Source organism: Nitratireductor sp. StC3, assembly GCF_003015025.1.
Classification (GTDB): domain Bacteria; phylum Pseudomonadota; class Alphaproteobacteria; order Rhizobiales; family Rhizobiaceae; genus Mangrovimarina; species Mangrovimarina alexandrii.
On record NZ_PYBP01000001.1, the window covers coordinates 791002 to 810231 of the forward strand.

General features: G+C 63.8%; 16 protein-coding genes. 8 read left to right on the forward strand and 8 right to left on the reverse strand.

Annotated features, from left to right (window positions below):
- Positions 1-7: 7 nt before the first annotated feature.
- Positions 8-481, reverse strand: coding sequence for an Lrp/AsnC family transcriptional regulator (locus tag C7T96_RS03925; RefSeq protein ID WP_106569820.1), 474 nt, complete (start codon positions 479-481; stop codon positions 8-10).
- 134 nt (positions 482-615) lie between these two features.
- On the opposite strand from C7T96_RS03925, the gene C7T96_RS03930 reads away from it, so the two are divergent.
- Complete coding sequence (locus C7T96_RS03930; protein ID WP_106569821.1) at positions 616-4041, forward strand: indolepyruvate ferredoxin oxidoreductase family protein; 3426 nt, start codon at positions 616-618, stop codon at positions 4039-4041.
- A 71-nt stretch (positions 4042-4112) separates the two neighbouring features.
- Here C7T96_RS03930 and C7T96_RS03935 read toward each other — a convergent pair whose 3' ends face one another.
- The 3 genes from C7T96_RS03935 to C7T96_RS03945 all read right to left on the reverse strand — a co-directional run bounded on the left by C7T96_RS03935 (position 4113) and on the right by C7T96_RS03945 (position 9798).
- Positions 4113-6530 carry a hypothetical protein gene (locus tag C7T96_RS03935; protein WP_106569822.1) on the reverse strand — a complete coding sequence of 806 codons (2418 nt, stop codon included), beginning with the start codon at positions 6528-6530 and terminating at the stop codon, positions 4113-4115.
- Between the two features lie 218 nt (positions 6531-6748).
- A complete protein-coding gene (locus tag C7T96_RS03940) occupies positions 6749-7726 on the reverse strand; it encodes a hypothetical protein (RefSeq protein ID WP_158264302.1) in 978 nt (325 codons plus the stop codon).
- A gap of 476 nt (positions 7727-8202) precedes the next feature.
- Positions 8203-9798: a CYTH and CHAD domain-containing protein gene (locus C7T96_RS03945; protein ID WP_158264303.1), complete on the reverse strand. Its 1596-nt coding sequence runs from the start codon at positions 9796-9798 to the stop codon at positions 8203-8205.
- A gap of 312 nt (positions 9799-10110) precedes the next feature.
- Here C7T96_RS03945 and C7T96_RS03955 point away from each other — a divergent pair, with 312 nt between their 5' ends.
- From C7T96_RS03955 to C7T96_RS03965, 3 genes are all read left to right on the forward strand, one after another.
- Entirely contained in the window at positions 10111-11631 is a 1521-nt protein-coding gene (locus C7T96_RS03955) for a primase-helicase family protein (RefSeq protein WP_106569825.1), read from the forward strand.
- Between the two features lie 396 nt (positions 11632-12027).
- The gene (locus C7T96_RS03960; protein ID WP_106569826.1) at positions 12028-13848 is read left to right on the forward strand and encodes a phage tail tape measure protein; all 1821 of its coding nucleotides are present in this window, start codon (positions 12028-12030) and stop codon (positions 13846-13848) included.
- Positions 13849-14049: 201 nt separating this feature from the next.
- Complete coding sequence (locus C7T96_RS03965; RefSeq protein WP_106569827.1) at positions 14050-14292, forward strand: hypothetical protein; 243 nt, start codon at positions 14050-14052, stop codon at positions 14290-14292.
- Here the strand turns inward: C7T96_RS03965 and C7T96_RS03970 are convergent.
- From C7T96_RS03970 to C7T96_RS03985, 4 genes are all read right to left on the reverse strand, one after another.
- Positions 14289-14498 carry a hypothetical protein gene (locus tag C7T96_RS03970; RefSeq protein WP_106569828.1) on the reverse strand — a complete coding sequence of 70 codons (210 nt, stop codon included), beginning with the start codon at positions 14496-14498 and terminating at the stop codon, positions 14289-14291. The genes C7T96_RS03965 and C7T96_RS03970 overlap by 4 nt on opposite strands.
- 534 nt (positions 14499-15032) lie before the next feature.
- Positions 15033-15263 carry a hypothetical protein gene (locus tag C7T96_RS03975; RefSeq protein ID WP_106569829.1) on the reverse strand — a complete coding sequence of 77 codons (231 nt, stop codon included), beginning with the start codon at positions 15261-15263 and terminating at the stop codon, positions 15033-15035.
- Positions 15264-15270: 7 nt separating this feature from the next.
- On the reverse strand, positions 15271-15498 hold the full coding sequence (locus tag C7T96_RS03980) for a hypothetical protein (RefSeq protein WP_106569830.1): 228 nt from the start codon (positions 15496-15498) through the stop codon (positions 15271-15273).
- Positions 15495-15761, reverse strand: coding sequence for a helix-turn-helix transcriptional regulator (locus C7T96_RS03985; RefSeq protein ID WP_106569831.1), 267 nt, complete (start codon positions 15759-15761; stop codon positions 15495-15497). The genes C7T96_RS03980 and C7T96_RS03985 overlap by 4 nt, the downstream gene beginning before the upstream one ends.
- A 69-nt stretch (positions 15762-15830) precedes the next feature.
- Between C7T96_RS03985 and C7T96_RS03990 the strand changes: the two genes are divergently transcribed.
- Genes C7T96_RS03990 through C7T96_RS04005 form a run of 4 tightly spaced genes read left to right on the forward strand, consistent with a single transcriptional unit; the run spans position 15831 to position 19121 of the window.
- A complete protein-coding gene (locus C7T96_RS03990; protein WP_106569832.1) occupies positions 15831-16340 on the forward strand; it encodes a hypothetical protein in 510 nt (169 codons plus the stop codon).
- Between the two features lie 50 nt (positions 16341-16390).
- A complete protein-coding gene (locus C7T96_RS03995; RefSeq protein WP_106569833.1) occupies positions 16391-16936 on the forward strand; it encodes a MerR family transcriptional regulator in 546 nt (181 codons plus the stop codon).
- Positions 16933-17202, forward strand: a complete 270-nt coding sequence (locus tag C7T96_RS04000; protein WP_106569834.1) for a hypothetical protein — start codon at positions 16933-16935, stop codon at positions 17200-17202. Before C7T96_RS03995 ends, C7T96_RS04000 begins: the two co-directional genes overlap by 4 nt.
- A complete protein-coding gene (locus C7T96_RS04005) occupies positions 17199-19121 on the forward strand; it encodes a prohead protease/major capsid protein fusion protein (protein WP_146149136.1) in 1923 nt (640 codons plus the stop codon). Before C7T96_RS04000 ends, C7T96_RS04005 begins: the two co-directional genes overlap by 4 nt.
- Positions 19122-19230: the final 109 nt, after the last annotated feature.

The following is a 19230-nucleotide window of genomic DNA, read 5'->3' on the forward strand; positions in this document are numbered from 1 at the left end:
GGCGACATCAAAGCGCCACGGCGGTTTCCTGCTTGATATCCTTCAGCACCAGGTTGGTGCGTACATTGGCGATACCGGGAAGGCGAAACAGGAATCCTTCCAGAAAGCCGTTATAGGCGGCGAGGTCCCGGCATACGACACGCAGATGGTAGTCCGCCTCGCCGGTGGTGGCGAAACAGTCGAGCACTTCGGGACGTTGCGATACCTCGGCGATAAAGGTGTCGACATGGCGATGATCGTGACGGGTCAGCGACACGTTGACGATGGCATGGAAGGCCATGCCGGCACTGGCGGCATCGACCAGCGCGACATAACGGCGAATGATGCCGGCCTCCTCCAGCGCCCGCACCCGCCGCCAGCAGGCCGATGCCGACAGACCGGCCTTTTCGGCCAACTCCTGGTTGGAGATGCGGCCATCGCGCTGCAAAAGCCGCAACAGCCGGCGGTCCTGGTCCTCAAGCCTGATCGCATTCCGGCTCATATCCGGAAGCCCCTTTCTCAATTACGCCGCCAACCGGTCGAAGTTTTCATTTCGTGGGGCAGATAACGGCAATCTGAACAAAAATTCCAGCGCAAATCGGCTACACTTCCCCCTTCATTTCCTGGGAGGAACCCGTGACCGCGCACGATCCCGTCCGCGACTATTACCGCTACCGGCTCGAGGACCGCTATGCCGCGACTTCCGGCCGCGTCTTCATGACCGGCACCCAGGCGCTTGTGCGCGTGCTCGTCGACCAGGCCCGGCGCGACCGGCAGGCGGGTCTCGACACGGCCGGTTTCGTGTCGGGCTATCGCGGCTCGCCACTCGGCGGCGTCGACCTGGAACTGTGGCGCGCCAAGGCGCTGATTGCCGAAAACCGCATCGAGTTCCTGCCCGCCGTCAACGAAGATCTGGCCGCGACGGCCGTGCTCGGCACCCAGCAGGTCGAAACCAATCCCGACCGCGAGGTGCAGGGCGTGTTTTCGATGTGGTACGGCAAGGGACCTGGCGTCGACCGCGCCGGGGACGCGCTCAAGCACGGCAACGCCTACGGGTCCTCGCCGCATGGCGGGGTGCTGGTGGTGGCCGGCGACGACCATGGCTGCGTCTCCTCCTCGATGCCGCACCAGTCCGACGTCGCCTTCATGGCCTGGTTCATGCCGATGCTGAACCCGGCCAGCGTCGGCGAATATCTGGCCTTTGGCGAATATGGCTACGCGCTGTCGCGTTTTTCGGGCATGTGGGTCGGCTTCAAGGCGGTATCGGAAACGGTCGAATCGGCTGCCTCTGTGGAGATCGGGCCCGACCGGATTTTCGCCGCGCCCGATTTCGACCCGCCGCCCGGCGGCCTGCATTATCGCTGGCCCGACCTGCCCGGCCCGCAGATCGAGGAGCGCATGGAGGCGAAGAAACACGCCGTTTTCGCCTTCGCCGAGGCCAATCCGATCGACCGGCACATCTACGACGTCAAGAAGGCCCGTTTCGGCATCGTCACCACCGGCAAGGGCCATGGCGACCTGATGGAGGCACTGCGCCTGCTGGGCATCGGCGAAGCCGAATGCCGCGAACTCGGCATCGACATCTACAAGGTCGGCATGGTGTGGCCGCTGGCGCGCCGCGACGCGCTCGACTTCGTGCGCGGCAAGGACGAGGTGCTGGTGGTGGAGGAAAAGCGCGGCATCATCGAAAGCCAGTTCAAGGAATATTTTTACGACTGGCCCGGCCACAAGCCCAGGGTGATGGTCGGCAAGCGCGACGAGCGCGGCGAAAGGCTGGTGCCGTGGACGGGCGAATTGTCGCCGCGCGCCCTGGTGCCGATCGTCGCCGGCCGGCTCGAGGGGTTGTTTCCCGGGCGCGGCTTCGCCGAGCGGGCGGCTGCGATCACGCGCGCGGAACCGATCGCGATTGCCGTCGAAGGGGCCGCGCGCACGCCCTATTTCTGCTCGGGCTGTCCGCACAACACCTCCACCAAGGTGCCGGAGGGCTCCAAGGCGTTGGCCGGAATCGGCTGCCATTTCATGGCAAGCTGGATGGACCGCGAGACCAGCTCGCTGATCCAGATGGGCGGCGAAGGCGTCAACTGGGCCGCCTCCTCGCGCTTTACAGGCAAGGGCCATGTCTTCCAGAATCTCGGCGAAGGCACCTGGTATCATTCCGGTTCGATGGCGATCCGTCAGGCGGTCGCCGCCGGCGCCAACATCACCTACAAGATCCTCTACAACGACGCCGTCGCCATGACCGGCGGCCAGCCGGTCGACGGGCCGGTCAGCGTGCAGGCGATCGCGCACCAGGTACGCGCGGAGGGCGTGGAGCGCATCGCGCTGGTTTCCGGTCAACCGGAAAAATTCCGTCGCGGCGACTTCCCCCCCGGCACCAGCATCCATCATCGGCGCACGATGGACGCCGTGCAGCGCGAGCTGCGCGAGATTGGCGGCGTGACGGTGCTGATCTACGAACAGACCTGCGCGACGGAAAAGCGCCGGCGCCGCAAGCGCGGCACGATGGAGGATCCGAAGAAATTCGCTGTCATCAACGAATTGGTGTGCGAGGGCTGCGGCGACTGTTCGGTGGAATCGAACTGTCTGTCGGTCGAACCGGTCGAGACCGAGTTCGGGCCCAAGCGGCGCATCAACCAGTCCTCCTGCAACAAGGATTTTTCCTGCGTCAACGGTTTCTGCCCGTCCTTCGTGACAGTCGAGGGCGCGACACGGCGCAAGAAGACCGGGCTGGAGGTCGACCTGACGAGACTTGCCGGCGTCCTGCCCGAGCCGGAACCGCCGGCGCTCGACCAGCCCTACGATCTGCTGATCACCGGTGTTGGCGGCACCGGCGTGATCACGGTCGGCCAGCTCGTCACCATGGCCGCGCATCTGGAAGCGCGCGGCGCGTCGGTGCTCGACTTCACCGGTTTCGCGCAAAAATTCGGGCCGGTCCTGTCTTATGTCCGCATCGCGCCGACGCCGCAGATGCTGCATCAGGTGCGCATCGACCAGGGCGCGGCCGACGCGCTGATCGGCTGCGACATCGTCGTGTCGTCCTCGCCCAAGGCCTCGGCCTCCTACCGGCCGGGCATGAAAGCCGCGGTCAATCTGGCCGAGATGCCGACCGGCGACATCGTGCGCCGGCGCGACGCCAGCCTCAGAGTCGACGCGCGGCTGGCCGCCATCACCGCCGTCACCGGCGCCGACAACATCGCCGCGCTCGACGCCAACCGGGCGGCGGAAAAACTGTTCGGCGATTCGGTGTTCGCCAATGTGATGATGCTGGGCTTTGCCTGGCAGGCCGGGCTGGTGCCGGTGTCGCTGGAGGCGCTGCGCCAGGCAATCGTGCTCAACGGCGTCGCGGTGGAGCAAAACCATCGTGCCCTGCTGCTCGGGCGTATCGCCTACGCCGAACCGGCGCGGCTGGCCGCGCTGATTGCGCCGCCGGCGGCGGCACCGGAAACGCTCGATACGCTGATTTCACGCCGCGAGGCGTTTTTGACCGACTACCAGGACGAGCTCTACGCCACCCGCTATCGCATGATGGTCGACAAAGTGCGCGCCGCCGAGGCGGGGCTTGGCAGCGAAAACCTCACGGCGGCGGTCGCGCGGGCGCTGTTCAAGCTGATGGCCTACAAGGACGAATACGAAGTAGCGCGGCTGCATACGCAAACCGGGTTCGCGGAGCGACTGAAAGACGAGTTCGACGGCGAGTTCCGCATCGTCCATCATCTCGCGCCGCCCTTCCTGCCCGGCGGCAAGGATGCACGCGGCCGGCCGCTGAAACGCGCCTTCGGTCCCTGGATCCGCCTGCCCTTCTGGCTACTTGCGCGTATGAAAAGCCTGCGCGGCACGGCGATCGATCCGTTCGGCCACACAGCAGAGCGGCGCATGGAGCGCGCACTGATTAGCTGGTACGAACACAAGATCGACCGCGCGCTTGGCGAACTCGCGCCCGACACGCAGGCCCGGCTGGCCGACGCCATGGCGCTGCCGATGCAAATCCGCGGCTACGGACCGGTCAAGGAGGAGGCAGCGGCAAGGACCAAGGCCGAGATGGAGGCCGTGCTGGCCGGGTAGGCGCATTCACGGCCGGCATCCCTCCCGCCACACCGTGCCCGGGCGGGCGCCTCCCCCCGCGTCGCCCGCGATCAAGCCCGCTGCGGAACGCCCTTGCGTTCCACCGGCGTTGCGTGCGCGCCCTGCAGCCGGCCGACGAAACTGATCGCCTCGGCGATGTCGCGCGCCGTCGCCTCGTCGATATAGGTGGAACGATCCGGCGGCAGAAACTGCGTCCAGTAGCCTATGATCTGCGGCGCGGGCGCCCGGGCGATCATCTGGCCGTTCATGACGTAGCTGTTCATGCTGTCTTCCTCCGAGCTCGCGGCCTCGGAGCGCGAAATCGAAAACACCAGAAACCCGCCGCCCTGGCTCTTGACCGATTTCGACGTGCTGCGCAGCGCCTCGGATTCGGCCATGTCCATCTTGACCTTGATCGACACGTCCTTGGCCAGAAGCACGGCCACCGGATAGGCGGGGAAGGAATAGTTCTTGAGAACGTTGAGCAGCTTTTCCTCGCCCTTGTCGCCCATGAACTGATAGTTTTCGAGCTGGGTGTCGGGTGCGAGCGGCTTTTGCAGCGTGCGGAAGAAATCCGAGGTGTGGGTGAAAATCTCCGGCTTCATCCAGGCCCTGTCGATCAGCACCTTGGTGCACAGGAACCCGATCTGGATTTCGTCGGACGCCTGCATGAAGCGCTCGGCGAACTCGGTTCCGCTCACCTCGGTCGTGCCGCCGCCGCTGCCCAAAAACAGGTTCACGCCCCACTGCATGCGGTCGAAATAGGTGTTCATCGTCTTCGACGTCGCCAACTGGTCCTTGGAGATGGTGACGGTCAGCTGTGTCCAGCGGTTGTTGGCCGGGTAGTCGAGCTTGTTGGGGAAGGAATTGGTGCCGAACGCGTTGGTGTCATTCAGGTCGATATTGGGGTTTTGTTCCTTCAGCTTCTCGTTTTCCGGCGAATAGAGATAGTCGTAGTAGACGTTGGAGGCCGACGCCATCTGCCGTTCCAACCGCTCGATCGCCGCCAGCTTGGTCTCGAGCTGCTTGACATAGGCGTCGAGCCATTCGAACTGGATGCGGTTGGCGTCGGTCTGCAGAAATTTCGTCGCCGCTCCCGCCAGGGCCCAGCCGCTGTCGATCAAGGTTTGTTGCGCGTCGACGAGCTTGCCTTGGCCGGTGCCCACCTGATCGGCGATGTCCTTGATCATCGCCCAGTCCATGGTCTGCGGCACACCCTTGCTCGGTTCCGACTTGCCCAGATTGGTGCCCAGCTCGTTGATTTCGTCGGTCAGTTCCTTCTGCTCGTTCCTGTCGGTCACGTTGGCCAGCGGATTGCCGCGCGATTCCATGACGTCGCAGAATATCTTGACCGCGGTGACGGCGTTTTCGGTATAGGTCTTGATCAGCGCCGACTGGGCGTCGCTGAAGGCCTGGCCCGCCTTCTGGAAGGCATCCGCATCGGCTTTCACCGTCGCATCGTCGATCTGCGGGATGATCGCCATCCAGGTGCGGATCTCGAGCTCAAGCTGCGTGCGCGCGACGTCGAGCGCCTGTTGCTGGGCTTCCGGATCGGCCAGAAGATCGATGAACTTGGTCGAAGGCTTGATTTCCTTCGGCCATGAATACGGCACGCCGCGCGTGGGGTAATAGTTCATCCCTTCCTGGTAGGGAACAGGGATGACGGCGTTGCGCACGAGCTGCTTGGCCTCGTTCAATCCGCCGTCGTCGCTGGTGTCGAGCACGGTGATGGCGTCCTGCCAGGCCGTCAGCGGAAATTCGACGACGAGTTGATCGTATTTGGCGTTGATTTCCTGAATATGGCCGTCTGCGTTGACAGCATACCAGGCCAGATATTCGTCCCAGGCACGTGTAGGATCGAGCGGATTGTCGGCCTTGAATTTGGCCCGCATCTCGGCCTGCAGCTTGCCCCAGTTCTGCTTGGCCCTGATCCATTGCTGGAACAGATAATCGAAATAGTCGACCAGGCGGATGGTGACATCCTTGCCGTCGATCACCACGTCCACCTTGGTTTGCAGGCGCTCGCGAATGATTTCCTGCAGGCGGATCAGGTCGACGCTCGGCATGGGGCCGAGTTGCGCGACGGCCTGCTTGTAGCGATCCGACACCCGCGTCCCGTCGGGCTGGGTGATCGGCGCCGGGGGCACATATTGATCGAGGATCTGCGAGGTGCGGATGAGCGCGCGCTCGGGCATGTTGCCGGCCGTCTCCTCGCTATCCTCCCATCCGAGGTATCCGGCATCGAGCACGGTGCCGGGCCAACACAGACAAAACATCTGGGTCGGGTTCTTGTTGGCGAAACTGGCGATGATGGCGTTGTAGATCGCCTCGGAAAAATCCTGCGCCGGCGGCGGCGCGGCCTTGACGCGGGTCTGGCCATTGCGTCGCGGCGTTGTCTTGGCGGTTTTTTCGGCCTGTTTGGCGTTCGCGGCCGGCGACGACGCATCGGCCTTGGCCACCTTGCCGGATTCCTTTTCGGTTTCGGGCATCCCATCCTCTCCCCTTGTTCAGCGCCGCGCTTGGCCGCGCGGTCATGGTGGCGATCGCCTTGCTTGCCCTCCGGCAGCCGCACGCATCCAACCGTCGCCCCGACCCCGGCCGCGAAGGCTGAAGCCTGGCTTCACGGATGGTCGTGTCGTTCGCGCGCCGTTTCGAAAACCGACATCCGCCGGTCGTTGCCATGCCCTCGTCAGGCGGTTTCGCCGCGTTAGTGCAGCATCTTCTTGTTACAGCCCTTGGCGTCCGGCGTGGCGTTGCAGGCCTGCAGCTTCTTCACCGAACTGTCGTAATTCTTGCTCCAGCTCGTCGGCTTGGCTCGCGGCGGCATCCAGTGGGTGTCATCGAATTCGCCGGTATCGAGCTGGTTCGGCGCCGGCTTGCCGGCCGAATAATCGGTGAACGAGCCGCTGGAATTGCCGAGCCCGAGGCTGTGGCAGGTCACGCACGCCCCCTCCTCGCCCGTCTTGCGCGGCTGAATGTCGAAGTAGCCGTGATATTGCTTCCAGCTCGCACCGAAATGGTCGAGCGCGACGATCTCGTAGGCTTCGCCGGAGCTGCGCCGCGGCAGGCTGTCGGTCTTGTTGATCGTCACCTGATAGGCATAGGGCGTGCGCACATAGGGGTTGGCGTCGTGGCATTGGGCGCAGTTGATCTGTTCGACCACGGAAGGTTTGTCCCAGAACGCGTCCGCGCCGGCCTCGAAGGGAGAAGGAATATCGGTTCCCGGGATCGCCTGCTGCGGGGCAAAGGCGCTGCCCGAGACGGTAAAGGCGGTCAGATTGGGGTCTGACAGCCGCTGGAAAAAGCAGGTTTTCTTGTTGGCCGGGCTGTAGACGATCATGGCGATGTCGTCATATTCCGGCTTGATCTTCTCTTCCGCGAGGCTGCGATATTTGTAGTTGCGGCACAAAAGCGCGTAATAGGGCCAGTCCTTCTGATCCACGTCCTGCTGCTCGACCTGTCGCACCTGAAGGCGTGAGTTCGGCACGCATTGCCCGATTCCGCCGCGCGAGATGTCGAGGATGGGCGGCTTATCGCATGCCGTCTTGTCGGTGAAGTATTTCGAATCCGCCGGCGTGTCGGCGGGGATCGGCACCCCCTTCTGGCTTATCGGCAGAATAGGACCGTCAATGCATTGGAACTGCTTTGGAAAGGCGATCGGGTTTTTTCCGGAAAGCTCTGTCAAACATTGGTTTGCGTATTCGGAGAATTTTTGCCGCAACGCGTCCCCTGCCGTCTCAGAACTGTCCTGAGCCTGCGCCTGTCTCAACCCGAAAAAATCAGGCAAAAAGACGCTGAAAAACGATACAAAAGCCAAACTTCCGGCCACGACTCCACATAAAGTAAAGCCGAAACCGCGACATCCCAGGGACATCTACGATCCCCTTTGCATATAAAATGAACTCTACATCGATGGCTTCGGATTTTTACTTAAAATGCAACTAGAAAATGTATTTCATTGCTTATATTGAGATTTTCATACATTCGGAGTTGCAGACGGGACGAAAAGGGACGCCCGCGACGTCCGGACCGCGGCGGATCTTTGCGATCCGCGGCGGCGCTGCCGGCAGGTCAGGTTCTGCGACGGGTTGCCGTTGTCGGCCGGCTCTGTCGGCGACGGCAAGGCGGCGGCGTGATCCGCACGCGCCGCAAAGCCGCCCCTTATCCGGTCCAGGGCCGGCCGGCGGCGCGAAAGGCGTCCCACAAGGCACGCAGGCCCGCTTCCAGATCGGCCAGGTCGCGGGCCTGCCAGCCACGGATCGCGCCGCATGCCTCATGCCCGGCCGCCGGTGTTTCCGGCACGGCCAGCCGGTCAAGCAGAGCGGCGGTGACGGCGACGTCATTGTAACGGCCGAGCCCGTCCTGGAGAGCCGACAGCGTCTTGGCGTAGCGTTTTGCCCGCTTGCCCCTTGCGCACAACGGCAGCAGGAAGTCGGTGACGTAGCGAAGCTTCTTGACCGCCAGGCGCAATTCGTGGCGGGCTTCCGGTTCCAGCCTGTCGAAATGCCGCCCCTTGGCCAGCACCTTGCGGTGCTGGCGCGTCAGCACGGCGAGCGCATGGTCGGTCGCCGGCGCGGCAAGAGCGGCGCGCGCCTTGTCAGACAGTTCGGCGCGCCAACCCCGGCATTCGATCCAGCGGGCGAGCAGAAGCTGAAAGCGCTGGGCGCGACGGTCGGCCAGCGCGGCGCGGGCTTTATCGTAGCCCTCGGCGCGCAAGCGCTCGGCCGCGGCTTGCAGGACGGCGAAACCGGCAATCTCCGGGCAGGCCGAGGCGACGGGCGGCACGGTCTCGGCCAGGAAAACGTCCCACTCGCGGGCGTCGCCGTGCGCGCTGGCGAGCCAACGCGCCTCATCGGCGAACGCGCCGGCCTCGGACGAGTCGGTCAGCTTGCCCAGCAGCTTGAGGATGGCGCGCATGCGCCGCAGCGCGACGCGCAGCTGGTGGACCCCTTCGGGATGGCGACCGTCGACGGCGGCCGGCTTGTTGCGCACGAAATGTAGCAAGGCATCGACCAGCATAGCCGCGAAAACGTCGTCGAGGACGACCCGGCCGCGAAGGGCGCTTTTCTTCGCCTTCGCATAGGCCGGTGGCCGGCCGAGCGCCAGGTCGAAGCCGCGCGCCGCCTTGCTGTGCACGCTGAGCTCGGCCGGCCCGTGATCGAGAAGGCCGAGCGCCAGATCGTAGAGGGCCGATGCGGCGCCGCTTTCGAGCTCGAATTCGAGCTCGCAGATCGGCTCGCTCGCCGCTCCGGCCACGACGCGGCCTTCGTCGACAGCCAGTTCGATCACGGCGTCGGGCAGGTCGAGCTTGCGTGTGCGGCGCCTGACTTCGGTCGAAAACATCGGTTCGAGCGGGGCCGCGCCGAGCGCCGCGAAGAAGGCTTTGGGCAGGTGCGGGGCCAGCACCTCGATGCGCGGCTGCATGTCCGGCACCGGCGCCTCCCACTCGCTGCGCCCGAGCAGACCGCCATTGACGGGCGCCGTCGACTTGACCGTCATTGTGCAGGCCGAGCCCTTGCTGCGCACGCGCAGCGTAAAGCCGGCTTCCCAAAGGGACCGGTCGGGCGTGTCGTAATAGACCGAGTTCAGGCGGCGGACGGTCCCGGCATTGCGGGCATGACGCTCGATTACCGGCGCGCATGCTATCTCGGCCAGGCGCGCGGCGGGAACCACCAGCTTGAGCTCGATTTCCGTCGGCGCGGCGCGCGCGCCGGCCTCGGCGCCCGGATCGTCAAGGGTCTCGGCCGAAGCCGGCATCGAGCTTGCCTCCCTGTCGCGCAAAACCAACATTTCACACCTGGCACGCGCGGCGGCGACCGTGTCGTGGCGAACTGTCGGAAAAACGGCGACCAACGTCAAGACGGCGCAAGCCATAGGCGCTGCGCACTGCCTGTTTCAGGAAGACGGAATCGAGACAAGAATGGCGCGAGTGACGGGGCTCGAACCCGCGACCTCCGGCGTGACAGGCCAGGCGGAACGCGAAACGCTTCAAACGGCAGTTTCAAGTCGGCCATAGGCGATTTTGGCCGCCTATCCACCGAAGTTGAAACCGTTCCGGCGGTCTAGTCGATGGGCAAGACCAGCAAGAACGATCGCGAGCTGGACCGCGAGGCCGCCGCCCGAGTGGCGACGGATTGCCTAAACCAGATGGGGCCGCGCCCCGGCGACGACGAGCCGGAACGCCAGGCCGAATGGGATAGCTATGCGCGCGCGGCGATGGGTGAAACCGATTCAGAGCCGGATGGCTTCGATATCGATGATTTCAACGCCGAGTTCGCGGTCGTGCCGATAGGAAGCCAGGCGGTCATCCTATGGGAAAAGCCCGACGCGCCGCCCGAGGAGCGGCTGCAGTTCCTGAAATCCCATTCGTTCCAGCTTCTGCACGGCAACCGCTACACCGAGGTTCGGGCCGCAGACGGCAAGACGAAGTGGAAGACGTTCGCCGAGGCGTGGCTCGACAGCCGCGCCCGCCGCCAGTTCGACGGGATCGAATTTCATCCCGATCCCGACGGGGCGCCTGGGCGGTCGGGTCACTTCAATCTCTGGCGCGGCTTTTCGATCGAGCCGAAGGCTGGCGGCAGCTACGCGATCTTTCGTGACCACCTTCTCACCAATGTGTGCGACGGCGACGAGCGGAACTTTGATTGGCTGTTCGGATGGTTTGCGCAGATGATGCAGCGGCCACGCGAAAAGCCCGGAACCGCGATCGTGCTTCGCGGCGGGATGGGCGCCGGCAAGACGAAGGTCGGCGAGGTCTTCGGCTCGTTGATCCGAGCGCATTATTTCCACGTCGACAATCCCCGCTATGTCGTCGGGCAGTTCAACGCCTTCATGGCGGCCTGCCTTCTGCTCCAGGCTGACGAGGCAGTGTTTGCCGGCGACAAGGCCGCCGAGGGACATCTTCGCGGCCTAGTGACCTCGGAAAAGCAGATGATCGAGTCGAAAGGCGTCGATCCGATCCGGGTGGCCAATTTCGTCCGGCTCATGATGACCAGCAACGAGGAATGGGTGATCCCGGCCGGCAAGGACGAGCGGCGCTTCGCAGTCTTCGACGTCAATCCGCGATGCGCACAGAACACCGGCTATTTCGCCGAAATGGAGGCAGAACTTGACGCCGGCGGCCGTGAGGCGCTGCTTCACGACCTGCTCAATTTCGACCTGGCGCGGGTGAGCCTTCGCGAGATACCGAAAACCAGGGCGCTGCTCGAACAGAAGATGCGGTCGCTAGACCCCGTCGAACAGTGGTGGCTCGACCGCCTCGCCGATGGCGCGCCCCTGACCCGGATCGATACCTGGCCCGAATTCGTCGAGTGCGGTCAGCTCTATGAGGACTATCGTACACAGACCGAAAAAATGGGCATCCGCTTTCGGGTATCGAGCCAAAGCTTCGGGATGCGGCTTGCAAAGCTTCTGCCTCGCCTGAAGCGAGCGAAACGGACGGTCACCTCGGAGGATGGCGCTTCAGCGCGGCGGCCATGGGTCTACTTCCTGCCGCAGCTCGAAGATTGTCGCGCCTACCTCGACGACTTGATGAAGCAAGCCAATGATTGGGGAGACGGCGATGACGGCAACGCCAATGCCCCAACCTAGATTGGGGCATGACCCGAAGTTGGGGCGCGAAAAAGCCGTGCGATATCAAGGCATTGCCCCAACTGCCCCAACTGCCCCAACGGTTTCCGCGCGCCTACGCGCGCGATCCCCATACAAGCAGCGAGGAGGCGAATTCGTTCAACGACCTTCTATTCTCTTAGGGCAGTTAGGGCAGTTGGGGCAAAGCACTGAAAGCGTTGACGAATCCTGCGCCCCAACTTTGTCTTATCACGGAACGTGGTTGGGGCAGTTGGGGCGCACGGGTCCTTCCCAGCCCCTCCCCCTTTACGGGTCGGGGCGACCCCGAAATATCGCTAGCGAGGCTGCCGTTTCGCTGGGTTAACACGGTTAACGACCGCGCGAGCGGTTAACACGCAACAGGAGAATTGGAGAGCGATGGCCAGCAAGACAGTCGAGGCGATCCTGCGCCTGTCGTCGAAACTCGGATCTATGGACGCCTTCAGGAAGATGTCCGGCAATCTCGAAGCGATCGACCGGAAGGCCCGCGCCTTCAACCGCACGCAGGGCATGATCGCCGCCGGCACGCGCGACATGAACGCGATGCTAATGCGCTACGCGGCGCCGACCGCCGTGGCCGCCCTCGGCGTCACCTCGGCGAAGGCCTTCGCGGCGATCGAGCGGCGCATGGAGCGGATCGGCATCACCGCCGATGCAAGCAGCGAACAGACGGCCGACGCGCTCGCCCACTTGCGGCAGATCGCGATGGACCTGGAAACGCCGATCGAAAACGTGGTGGAGGGCTTCGAAAGCCTGGTCGCCTCGGGCAAGTCGCTCGACGAGGCGCTGGCCTTCCTGCCGTCGGTGGCCGGCACCGCGCACGCCGCCGATGCCGCCTTCGGCGACATGGCGACGACGGCCGATGCCGTCGGCACCTCCTTCGCGATCGCCGCCCCGCAGATGGAGCGGGCCTTCGACATCCTCGCCAAGGGCGGCAAGGCCGGCAAGTTCGAGCTGAAGGACATGGCGGCGGAGCTGCCGTCGCTGGCGCCAGCCTTCGCCGCGCTCGGCTACCAGGGCGAGGAAGGCCTGAAGCGCCTGGTCGCCGCCCTGCAGACAGTGCGGCTGGAAACCGGCACGTCGGGCGAGGCGGCGACTGCCTTCATGGACGTGCTGACCAAACTGGACTCGAACACGATCTCCAACAACTTCAGGAAAAACTTTGGCGTCAACATCCGCGCCGAGATGGAAGCCGCGCGCGCGGCCGGCGAGGACCTGCTCGACGCCTTCGTTCGCCTGTCGGTCGAGACCGTCAAGGGCGACATGTCGAAACTGCCGCAGCTCTTTACCGACAAGCAGATGCTGATCGGCATGCGGGCGCTGATCAACAACACCGACGAATTCGCCGGCTTCATGCGCGAACTCGCCGACGCATCCGGCACGGTGCGCGCTGACCTGGTCCGGCTCGGCGACGACGCCCAGGGCTCTTTCGACAAGATCGGCAACTCCTGGGGCCGGCTGAAAGAGGAATTCGGCAAGGGCCTGTTCGAGGCCGGCGCCGGCCGCGCCCTCGACGCCGCCGCCGACTATTTCGAGCGCGGCACGGCGATCGAGGCGGCGCTCAAAAAGCGCGGCGACGGCGTGCTCGACCGCGCGCGTTTTTATACGTCGGCGAGCGAGTCCGAAAAGGACGAGCTGCTCTGGCGGTCGGGCTACCGGTCGAAGGAACAGCGCCGCGCGATCGACGCCTATTCGGCGCTCGGCCGCTCGCGCGCCGCCGCGCCGGCGCTTCCGGCCGGCCAGATGCCGCTGCCGGCGCCGCGCCCGGCGCCAGGCGGCGATGCATCCTTCGAGGCCGACTATCGACGCCAGCAGGCGGCGCGGCCCTATCATCCGGGCGTCATCCGCCCGTTTGCCGCCGGTGCGTCGCCGCGCGACGCCGAGCGGGAATCGATGGCGGCGCTGCGCGCCGATCCGAACGGCGTCGCCGAGGCGATCGACGAGGCGCTGTCGCGCGGCGGCGAAAGCGCGAAATCGTCGATCATGGACGCCGCGCGCGCCGTCAACGACGCCGGCGGCGAGGCCGGGTCGATCTTCTCGCGCATGGTCGAGGGCGTCGGCCGGCGGATCGGCGAGGAGGCGGCCGCTTCCTTCCGGGCCAATGTCGGCACGGTGACGGTCAACGCCAGGGTTTCCGGGCCTGGCCGCTCGCCTACGGGGCGCAATACGGGGCTTTCCATGCCCGAGGCGGGTGAGTGATGCGGGACTGGTCGAAGGCGTCGCGCAAGTTTCGTGTTGCATATATGGCATTGCAGCGTTGCGTTTTCGCGCTTGCGAAATGGCGTGTGGATGTGTTGCAATGCAGCTTGACAGAGCCTAGCTATGGTCATCTCCTACATTCGAGCACGCGTTAACGCGGCCGAAAGAGCCGGCGACGTACGCTGTTCGGGAGGACGAGGAATGAAAGCGAAAATCATACATCTGGCGATGGCCGAAGCTAACGGCCTCGTATATGTGACAAGCCCTGATCTACCAGGCCTTTACGTGAGCGGCCGCTCTCGCGAAGAGGTCATCGAGGGCGTGCCCGAAGCCATCCGCGTGATGTTTGCTGCCCGCGGCACCGACGTAATTGTCCGGGAAGTCGAAACCGACACAAAAGTCCCCCCGTGGGTCGCAGTTCCCACGGCTCACGAAGCCGCCTAGCAGAAGCAGGGCTCGTCAACGTCCATCACGCGGGCGAGGTTCAGAAGTTCGTTTCGTCGCTCGGCCGGCAAGAGATCGGTCGGATCGCGCACATACTGATCCCCGCCATCTGCATTACGACAAAGCACCATATCACCTGCCCGAAACCGGGTCCGGGTGAGCGTGAAGTGGTGCTTCACCACCGACCAGTACTGTTCTCTTGTCATGCGGCAACTACCTCGATCGCCGCGACGAATTGGCTATTGACGCCCTTCCGATGTTGTGGAACGAACGTCATCGCAAATCACCAACTGCAATCCGTCGCGAACGCTTTCCGATTTGCTCTATCGCCGAGACGCGGCACCGTCTCGGCGATTTGCGTTTATAGGCTCCAATCAATCGATTTAGCAGGGTTTGAACCTCTACAGGCAGGCTCGATCCGCGCAATCCACATCCGTCCCCAGCCAAATTGTCTGAGGAAAGTGCGCCGGACCCGCAAAACGGGTCCAACTGCCGACCGAAATCCCGCAGACCCCCTGCCGAATCAACCGTCGTTCCATAATGGAGTTGATTCGCTCGTGCGGCTAGACCGAGGTACAGACAGAGAACGAAGTTCCTGCGCGCGCGGGCATGGTGGGCAGGCAACCACTAGGTCATGCGATTGGGTCCTGGCCTAGCGCATCTCGCGAGCGACCCGAGATCGCGCTGTGGTGAGCCCCTATGCGCAGCGTTCTAGAAGCGCTGGCGCGGCGTGAAAATCTTCACCGGGGGCGCCCACCGCGCGCCGGGTCAGCGTCCCTCTGCGCCTTCCACTTTTCAAATGCGGATGTTGCCTTGTCGGTGGTGCTGTTACTAGCCGCCTTCGCCGCTCTGGCGTCCGGGTAAATGATGATAGAGCCGTCGGCGTCAAGCTTGATGGCAACGCCATATTCGCGCGCGATCCTCGCGGCGTTAGCGATCTCAGATTTCGTGAAACGAAGCGGCTTAGTCATCGCCGAATCATAAGCCCAGAATCTTGTCGATCATATTGCCCTCGTTTTCCGGCAGGTCCTCGAAAGCGAGTTCGAGCGCGACCCGATTCCATAGCACGCGGCCACGATAGCGCTTCGGACGCGGCATGACGCCCTCGGCAACCATCCGATCGAACGTCGTCGTTCCGACGCCAACATAGCGGGCCGCCTCCTCGCGGCTCATGCCGAGAGGTGCGTAATGCAGCCCCGGCTTCATCTGTCGGCCGCGCGAACTTTCCGTAGCCTGACGCCGGGGCCCTCGCCGTTTTCGTCAACGAAAATGACACCGTTCGCCGTAAGGGCATTCACAATCGCTTCAGTGGTGTCAGCTCGACCACCGATGTCACTGCCGTCGGCGGCCTCCAACCGCTTGATGGTCGGCAGTGAGACACCGGCATGCTTTGCGAGATCGGCTTGCGACCATCCTTTCAAGGCTCGCGCCGCCTTTAACTGGCGAATTGATACTTTTAGTATTGACAATGGTTCGATTCCAGATTGATACTTTTGGGATCATACGATCCTGTGCCACCACATCAAGGAAAATCCGCCATGAACCTTTTCCGCCGCCAGTTCTTCGCCACCCTGCCCGCCATGATCTTCGTCGCCGCCGGCGCAAGGCCGACCACGGCCTCGCACACCCCCGACCTGCCGGCCGCGCTTGTCGAGGCCAGGGCGCGCTATCTGCGCGCCGAAGCGCGCGAAGAAATGCTCGAGGCTTTCGTCGAGGATCACGCGCCACGCGTCGCGATCTCGACCGGCCACGCTGGGCGCCCCCCGCAATATGCAACCTGCGAAGCCGACATCCATCGCACATGGGGAGCGCACCGCTCGCCCTTCGGCCCTGCCGCCGAGGCCAGGCGCGAACAGACCTATGCTCGGTTGCTGGACAACTTCCGCCGCCAGGCGGCGCGCTACGACGACGAGCGCCGATCGATCGGCCTTGACGAGGCCGCGGACGAACGTGCCGCCGCCGCGAAGGAAGTTCACCGCCTCGAAATGGCCCTTGGCATCGATCGTGGCGCGATCGAGAAGGAGATACATATAGCGCATCGTATGTAGCGGTACGCTTGACTCGCTTCATATGATGCGCTATTTCTGGAAGCGAAGTGATGCACAACCGGGAAAATGTGACCATGCAAGAGAGGACGAAATTTACTGCAGGAGAAGCAGGAGAGGCGATCGGCGTCGACGCAAACACCTTAAGGCAATGGCGAACTCGCAAGTATTGCCTGCTCGGAAGCCAAGGCGAGCGCGGCTATTGGCTCTATCGCGAAGTGGATGTGCATTACATCGCCGTTGCCCGTGCGCTTAACCGCCTGGGTTTCTCGATGGATGAGGCCGTCGAGCTGGTCACAAACCACAGCGTGGTCAACGACTCCATCCATCGCGCCATGATGATCGATGACAGCGATGAACGCCTGATTTGTGTCCTTGGCTCCGGGCGGCATGGCGAATGGTACGGACAAATCGTCACCGCCAAGGATGCTGAAAGCGCCGGCGCTCAAGGGGATCGGTGGGCCGCGTTCGACGCTTTAGAAGCCATGGGTGGCGGTCAGGCAGAGTTCTTCACGGAAGCAAGCTGGGAAATCAGCGTGACCCGCATCGTCCGCCGTGTCCGAACGACACTTGATCGGATCGCGGAGAGGGCATCTTGAACACCGCGCGTCTCAACCAGCTCGCCGATCGGATGCTGACGGAGGAGTTTGTCTTCCGGCTGCACGATGCCAAGAACGCCATGGACCGTTCGCTGGCCGGCGCCGGCGAACCCTATCGCGAAAGTGACCTCGCACGCGATCTCGACGTCCCCTTCCCCGTTGCGCGACTGCTGTTGAGCTTCATCGGCGCGATCACCTCCGAGCAGCGCTTGACAGAGATTCTGGCGGCCGCGGCGGATGGGCATCTTTCGGAGGCAAGCCATTGAGCAGACGCAGCGCATGGGGTGGCAACATCGTCCGCCACGAAAAGCCAGTGACCTTCCGTCGGGCGGAAGGCGAGCAGACCCGCCGGGCCGACTTCCTGCCGATGACCTTCGATGCCGAAGCGGGAACGGTAACGGCAGTGTTCGCGACGGAAACGCCGGTTCCCCGCTATTGGGGCACCGAAGTCCTGCAGTGCACCGATGATGCGGTCGACATGTCGCACCTCGTCGGTGCCCCGCTGCTCGACAGCCACAACAGCCTTTCGGTCACCGCGATTCTCGGGCGTGTGGAAAGCGCCCGCATCAAGGGCCGGAAGTTGATTGGCACGCTGCGCTTTTCGGACAGCCCGGAAGGCCAGGCAGCAAAGGCGAAAATAGCCGAGGGCATGCTGCGCGCCGTGAGTGTCGGCTACTCGATCCTGCGCCACCGCGAGAAGATCGACGACGACGGCAAGGCTGAAATCACCGTTACGAAATGGCGACCGCACGAGGTCAGCCTAGCCCCCATTGGGGCTGATCCGAATGCAAGAGTCCGAAGCAAGGAGTTTTCCCACATGGACGAAGACGACATCGAGACGATCAACACGCCCCCCGAACCCGCCGAAAGGCCTCGTCGCCGCGGCGACGGCGAAACCGCGAGGGCCAGGCGGCAGCGTCAGCTCGACAGCCTGCGCGAGAATGCGGTGCGTTGTGGCATGTCCACGGCCGACGCTGACGAAATTGTCGACGATGCGCGCTCAGTTGATGAAGCGCGCGAGGCCGTCTTTGACTGGCTCGCGCGGCGGAATGGGCCACGTACGGCGCCGAACCACAACATCGGCTTTTCCGATGGCCGGGAAGGACAAGCTTCGACCGAAGCGATCGTCGCCGAACTCGCCGGCAGGATGGGCGGCTCGGCACCGCAAGGTGAGCGCCCTTTCGCTGGCGTCCGCATGTCAGAAATCGGTCGGCGGTACTATGACGGCATCGGCGTATCGACGCGAAGTCTCGACGACGGCCGAATCGCCGACATGATGATCGGCAGATACGAGGTCCGAGGCGCGCATGCGACCAGCGACTTCCCGAGCCTTCTGATCGAAGCCGGCCACCGCGCGTTACAGGAACGGTTCGCAGAAACGCCAACGGTGTTGAAGGCCCTGTCCCGATCCAGGAGCGTCGGCGATTTCCGCGCCCATACGATCATCCGACCTGGCGAGGCGCCGGCACTCGAAAAACTGACCGAGGACGGCGAGATCACGTTCGGCACTACCGGCAGCATGGAAAGCGAGTTCTCCGTCGAATCCTATGCGCGCGCGTTTGCCTTGTCGCGGAAAGCCATTGTCAATGACGACCTTGGCGCCTTTGCCGACTTCAACGTCGCCTTCGCACAAAGCGCCACAGCTCGCGAGGCGATGGAGTTCTTCAAGCTGCTTTCCTCTAACTCCTTCGCCGGCGCGACGCTGAAGGATGGCAACCCGCTGTTTCACGCCTCGCGAAATAACGTGGCGCAAACCCCGGGCGAGCTGGACGTGCCGGCCCTGGCCGTCGCCCGCCATGCGATGCGCACGCACAAGAATGTCAACGGCGTCGGCCTCGCTGGCGTTACGCCTTCGGTTCTCGTCGTCGGTCCCGCACTCGAAACAGCCGGTGAGAAACTGCTTGCCGCCCTCGCGGCCACCAAGACTGACGACGTGAATCCCTTCGCTGGGAGGCTGAAGCTTCTGGTCGAAAACCAGTACGAGGGCGCCGGATGGTGGCTGTTCGGCGAGCCGACGTCCCGTCCCGCTTTCACCCACGGCTATTTGAGTGGCCGCGAAGGCCCGCAGGTTCGGTCAGACGAGGTATTGCTGAAACCGGGCATGATCTTCGTGTGCGAACTGGATTTCGGATGCGCGGTGCTCGACTGGCGCAGTGCGTATTTCAACCCCGGTGCTGCCGAATAGGCCGACCAAGCACGAGATAGGGCGGCCCGATCCCGCCCTATCGCCAAAGCACCGACCGTGACCGTATTGGCAAGCGACGGCTGCGCGGGGCGGAAGGTGCAGATCGGAA

Bases quoted from the DNA above. Each gene is read 5' to 3' on its own strand.
- C7T96_RS03970 (WP_106569828.1), bottom strand. From the start codon at position 14,498: ATGACAAGAGAACAGTACTGGTCGGTGGTGAAGCACCACTTCACGCTC.
- C7T96_RS03975 (WP_106569829.1), bottom strand. From the start codon at position 15,263: ATGACTAAGCCGCTTCGTTTCACGAAATCTGAGATCGCTAACGCCGCG.
- C7T96_RS03955 (WP_106569825.1), top strand. From the start codon at position 10,111: ATGGGCAAGACCAGCAAGAACGATCGCGAGCTGGACCGCGAGGCCGCC.
- C7T96_RS03965 (WP_106569827.1), top strand. From the start codon at position 14,050: ATGAAAGCGAAAATCATACATCTGGCGATGGCCGAAGCTAACGGCCTC.
- C7T96_RS03945 (WP_158264303.1), bottom strand. From the start codon at position 9,798: ATGCCGGCTTCGGCCGAGACCCTTGACGATCCGGGCGCCGAGGCCGGC.
- C7T96_RS03960 (WP_106569826.1), top strand. From the start codon at position 12,028: ATGGCCAGCAAGACAGTCGAGGCGATCCTGCGCCTGTCGTCGAAACTC.
- C7T96_RS03925 (WP_106569820.1), bottom strand. From the start codon at position 481: ATGAGCCGGAATGCGATCAGGCTTGAGGACCAGGACCGCCGGCTGTTG.
- C7T96_RS03980 (WP_106569830.1), bottom strand. From the start codon at position 15,498: ATGAAGCCGGGGCTGCATTACGCACCTCTCGGCATGAGCCGCGAGGAG.
- C7T96_RS03990 (WP_106569832.1), top strand. From the start codon at position 15,831: ATGAACCTTTTCCGCCGCCAGTTCTTCGCCACCCTGCCCGCCATGATC.
- C7T96_RS03995 (WP_106569833.1), top strand. From the start codon at position 16,391: ATGCACAACCGGGAAAATGTGACCATGCAAGAGAGGACGAAATTTACT.
- C7T96_RS03935 (WP_106569822.1), bottom strand. From the start codon at position 6,530: ATGCCCGAAACCGAAAAGGAATCCGGCAAGGTGGCCAAGGCCGATGCG.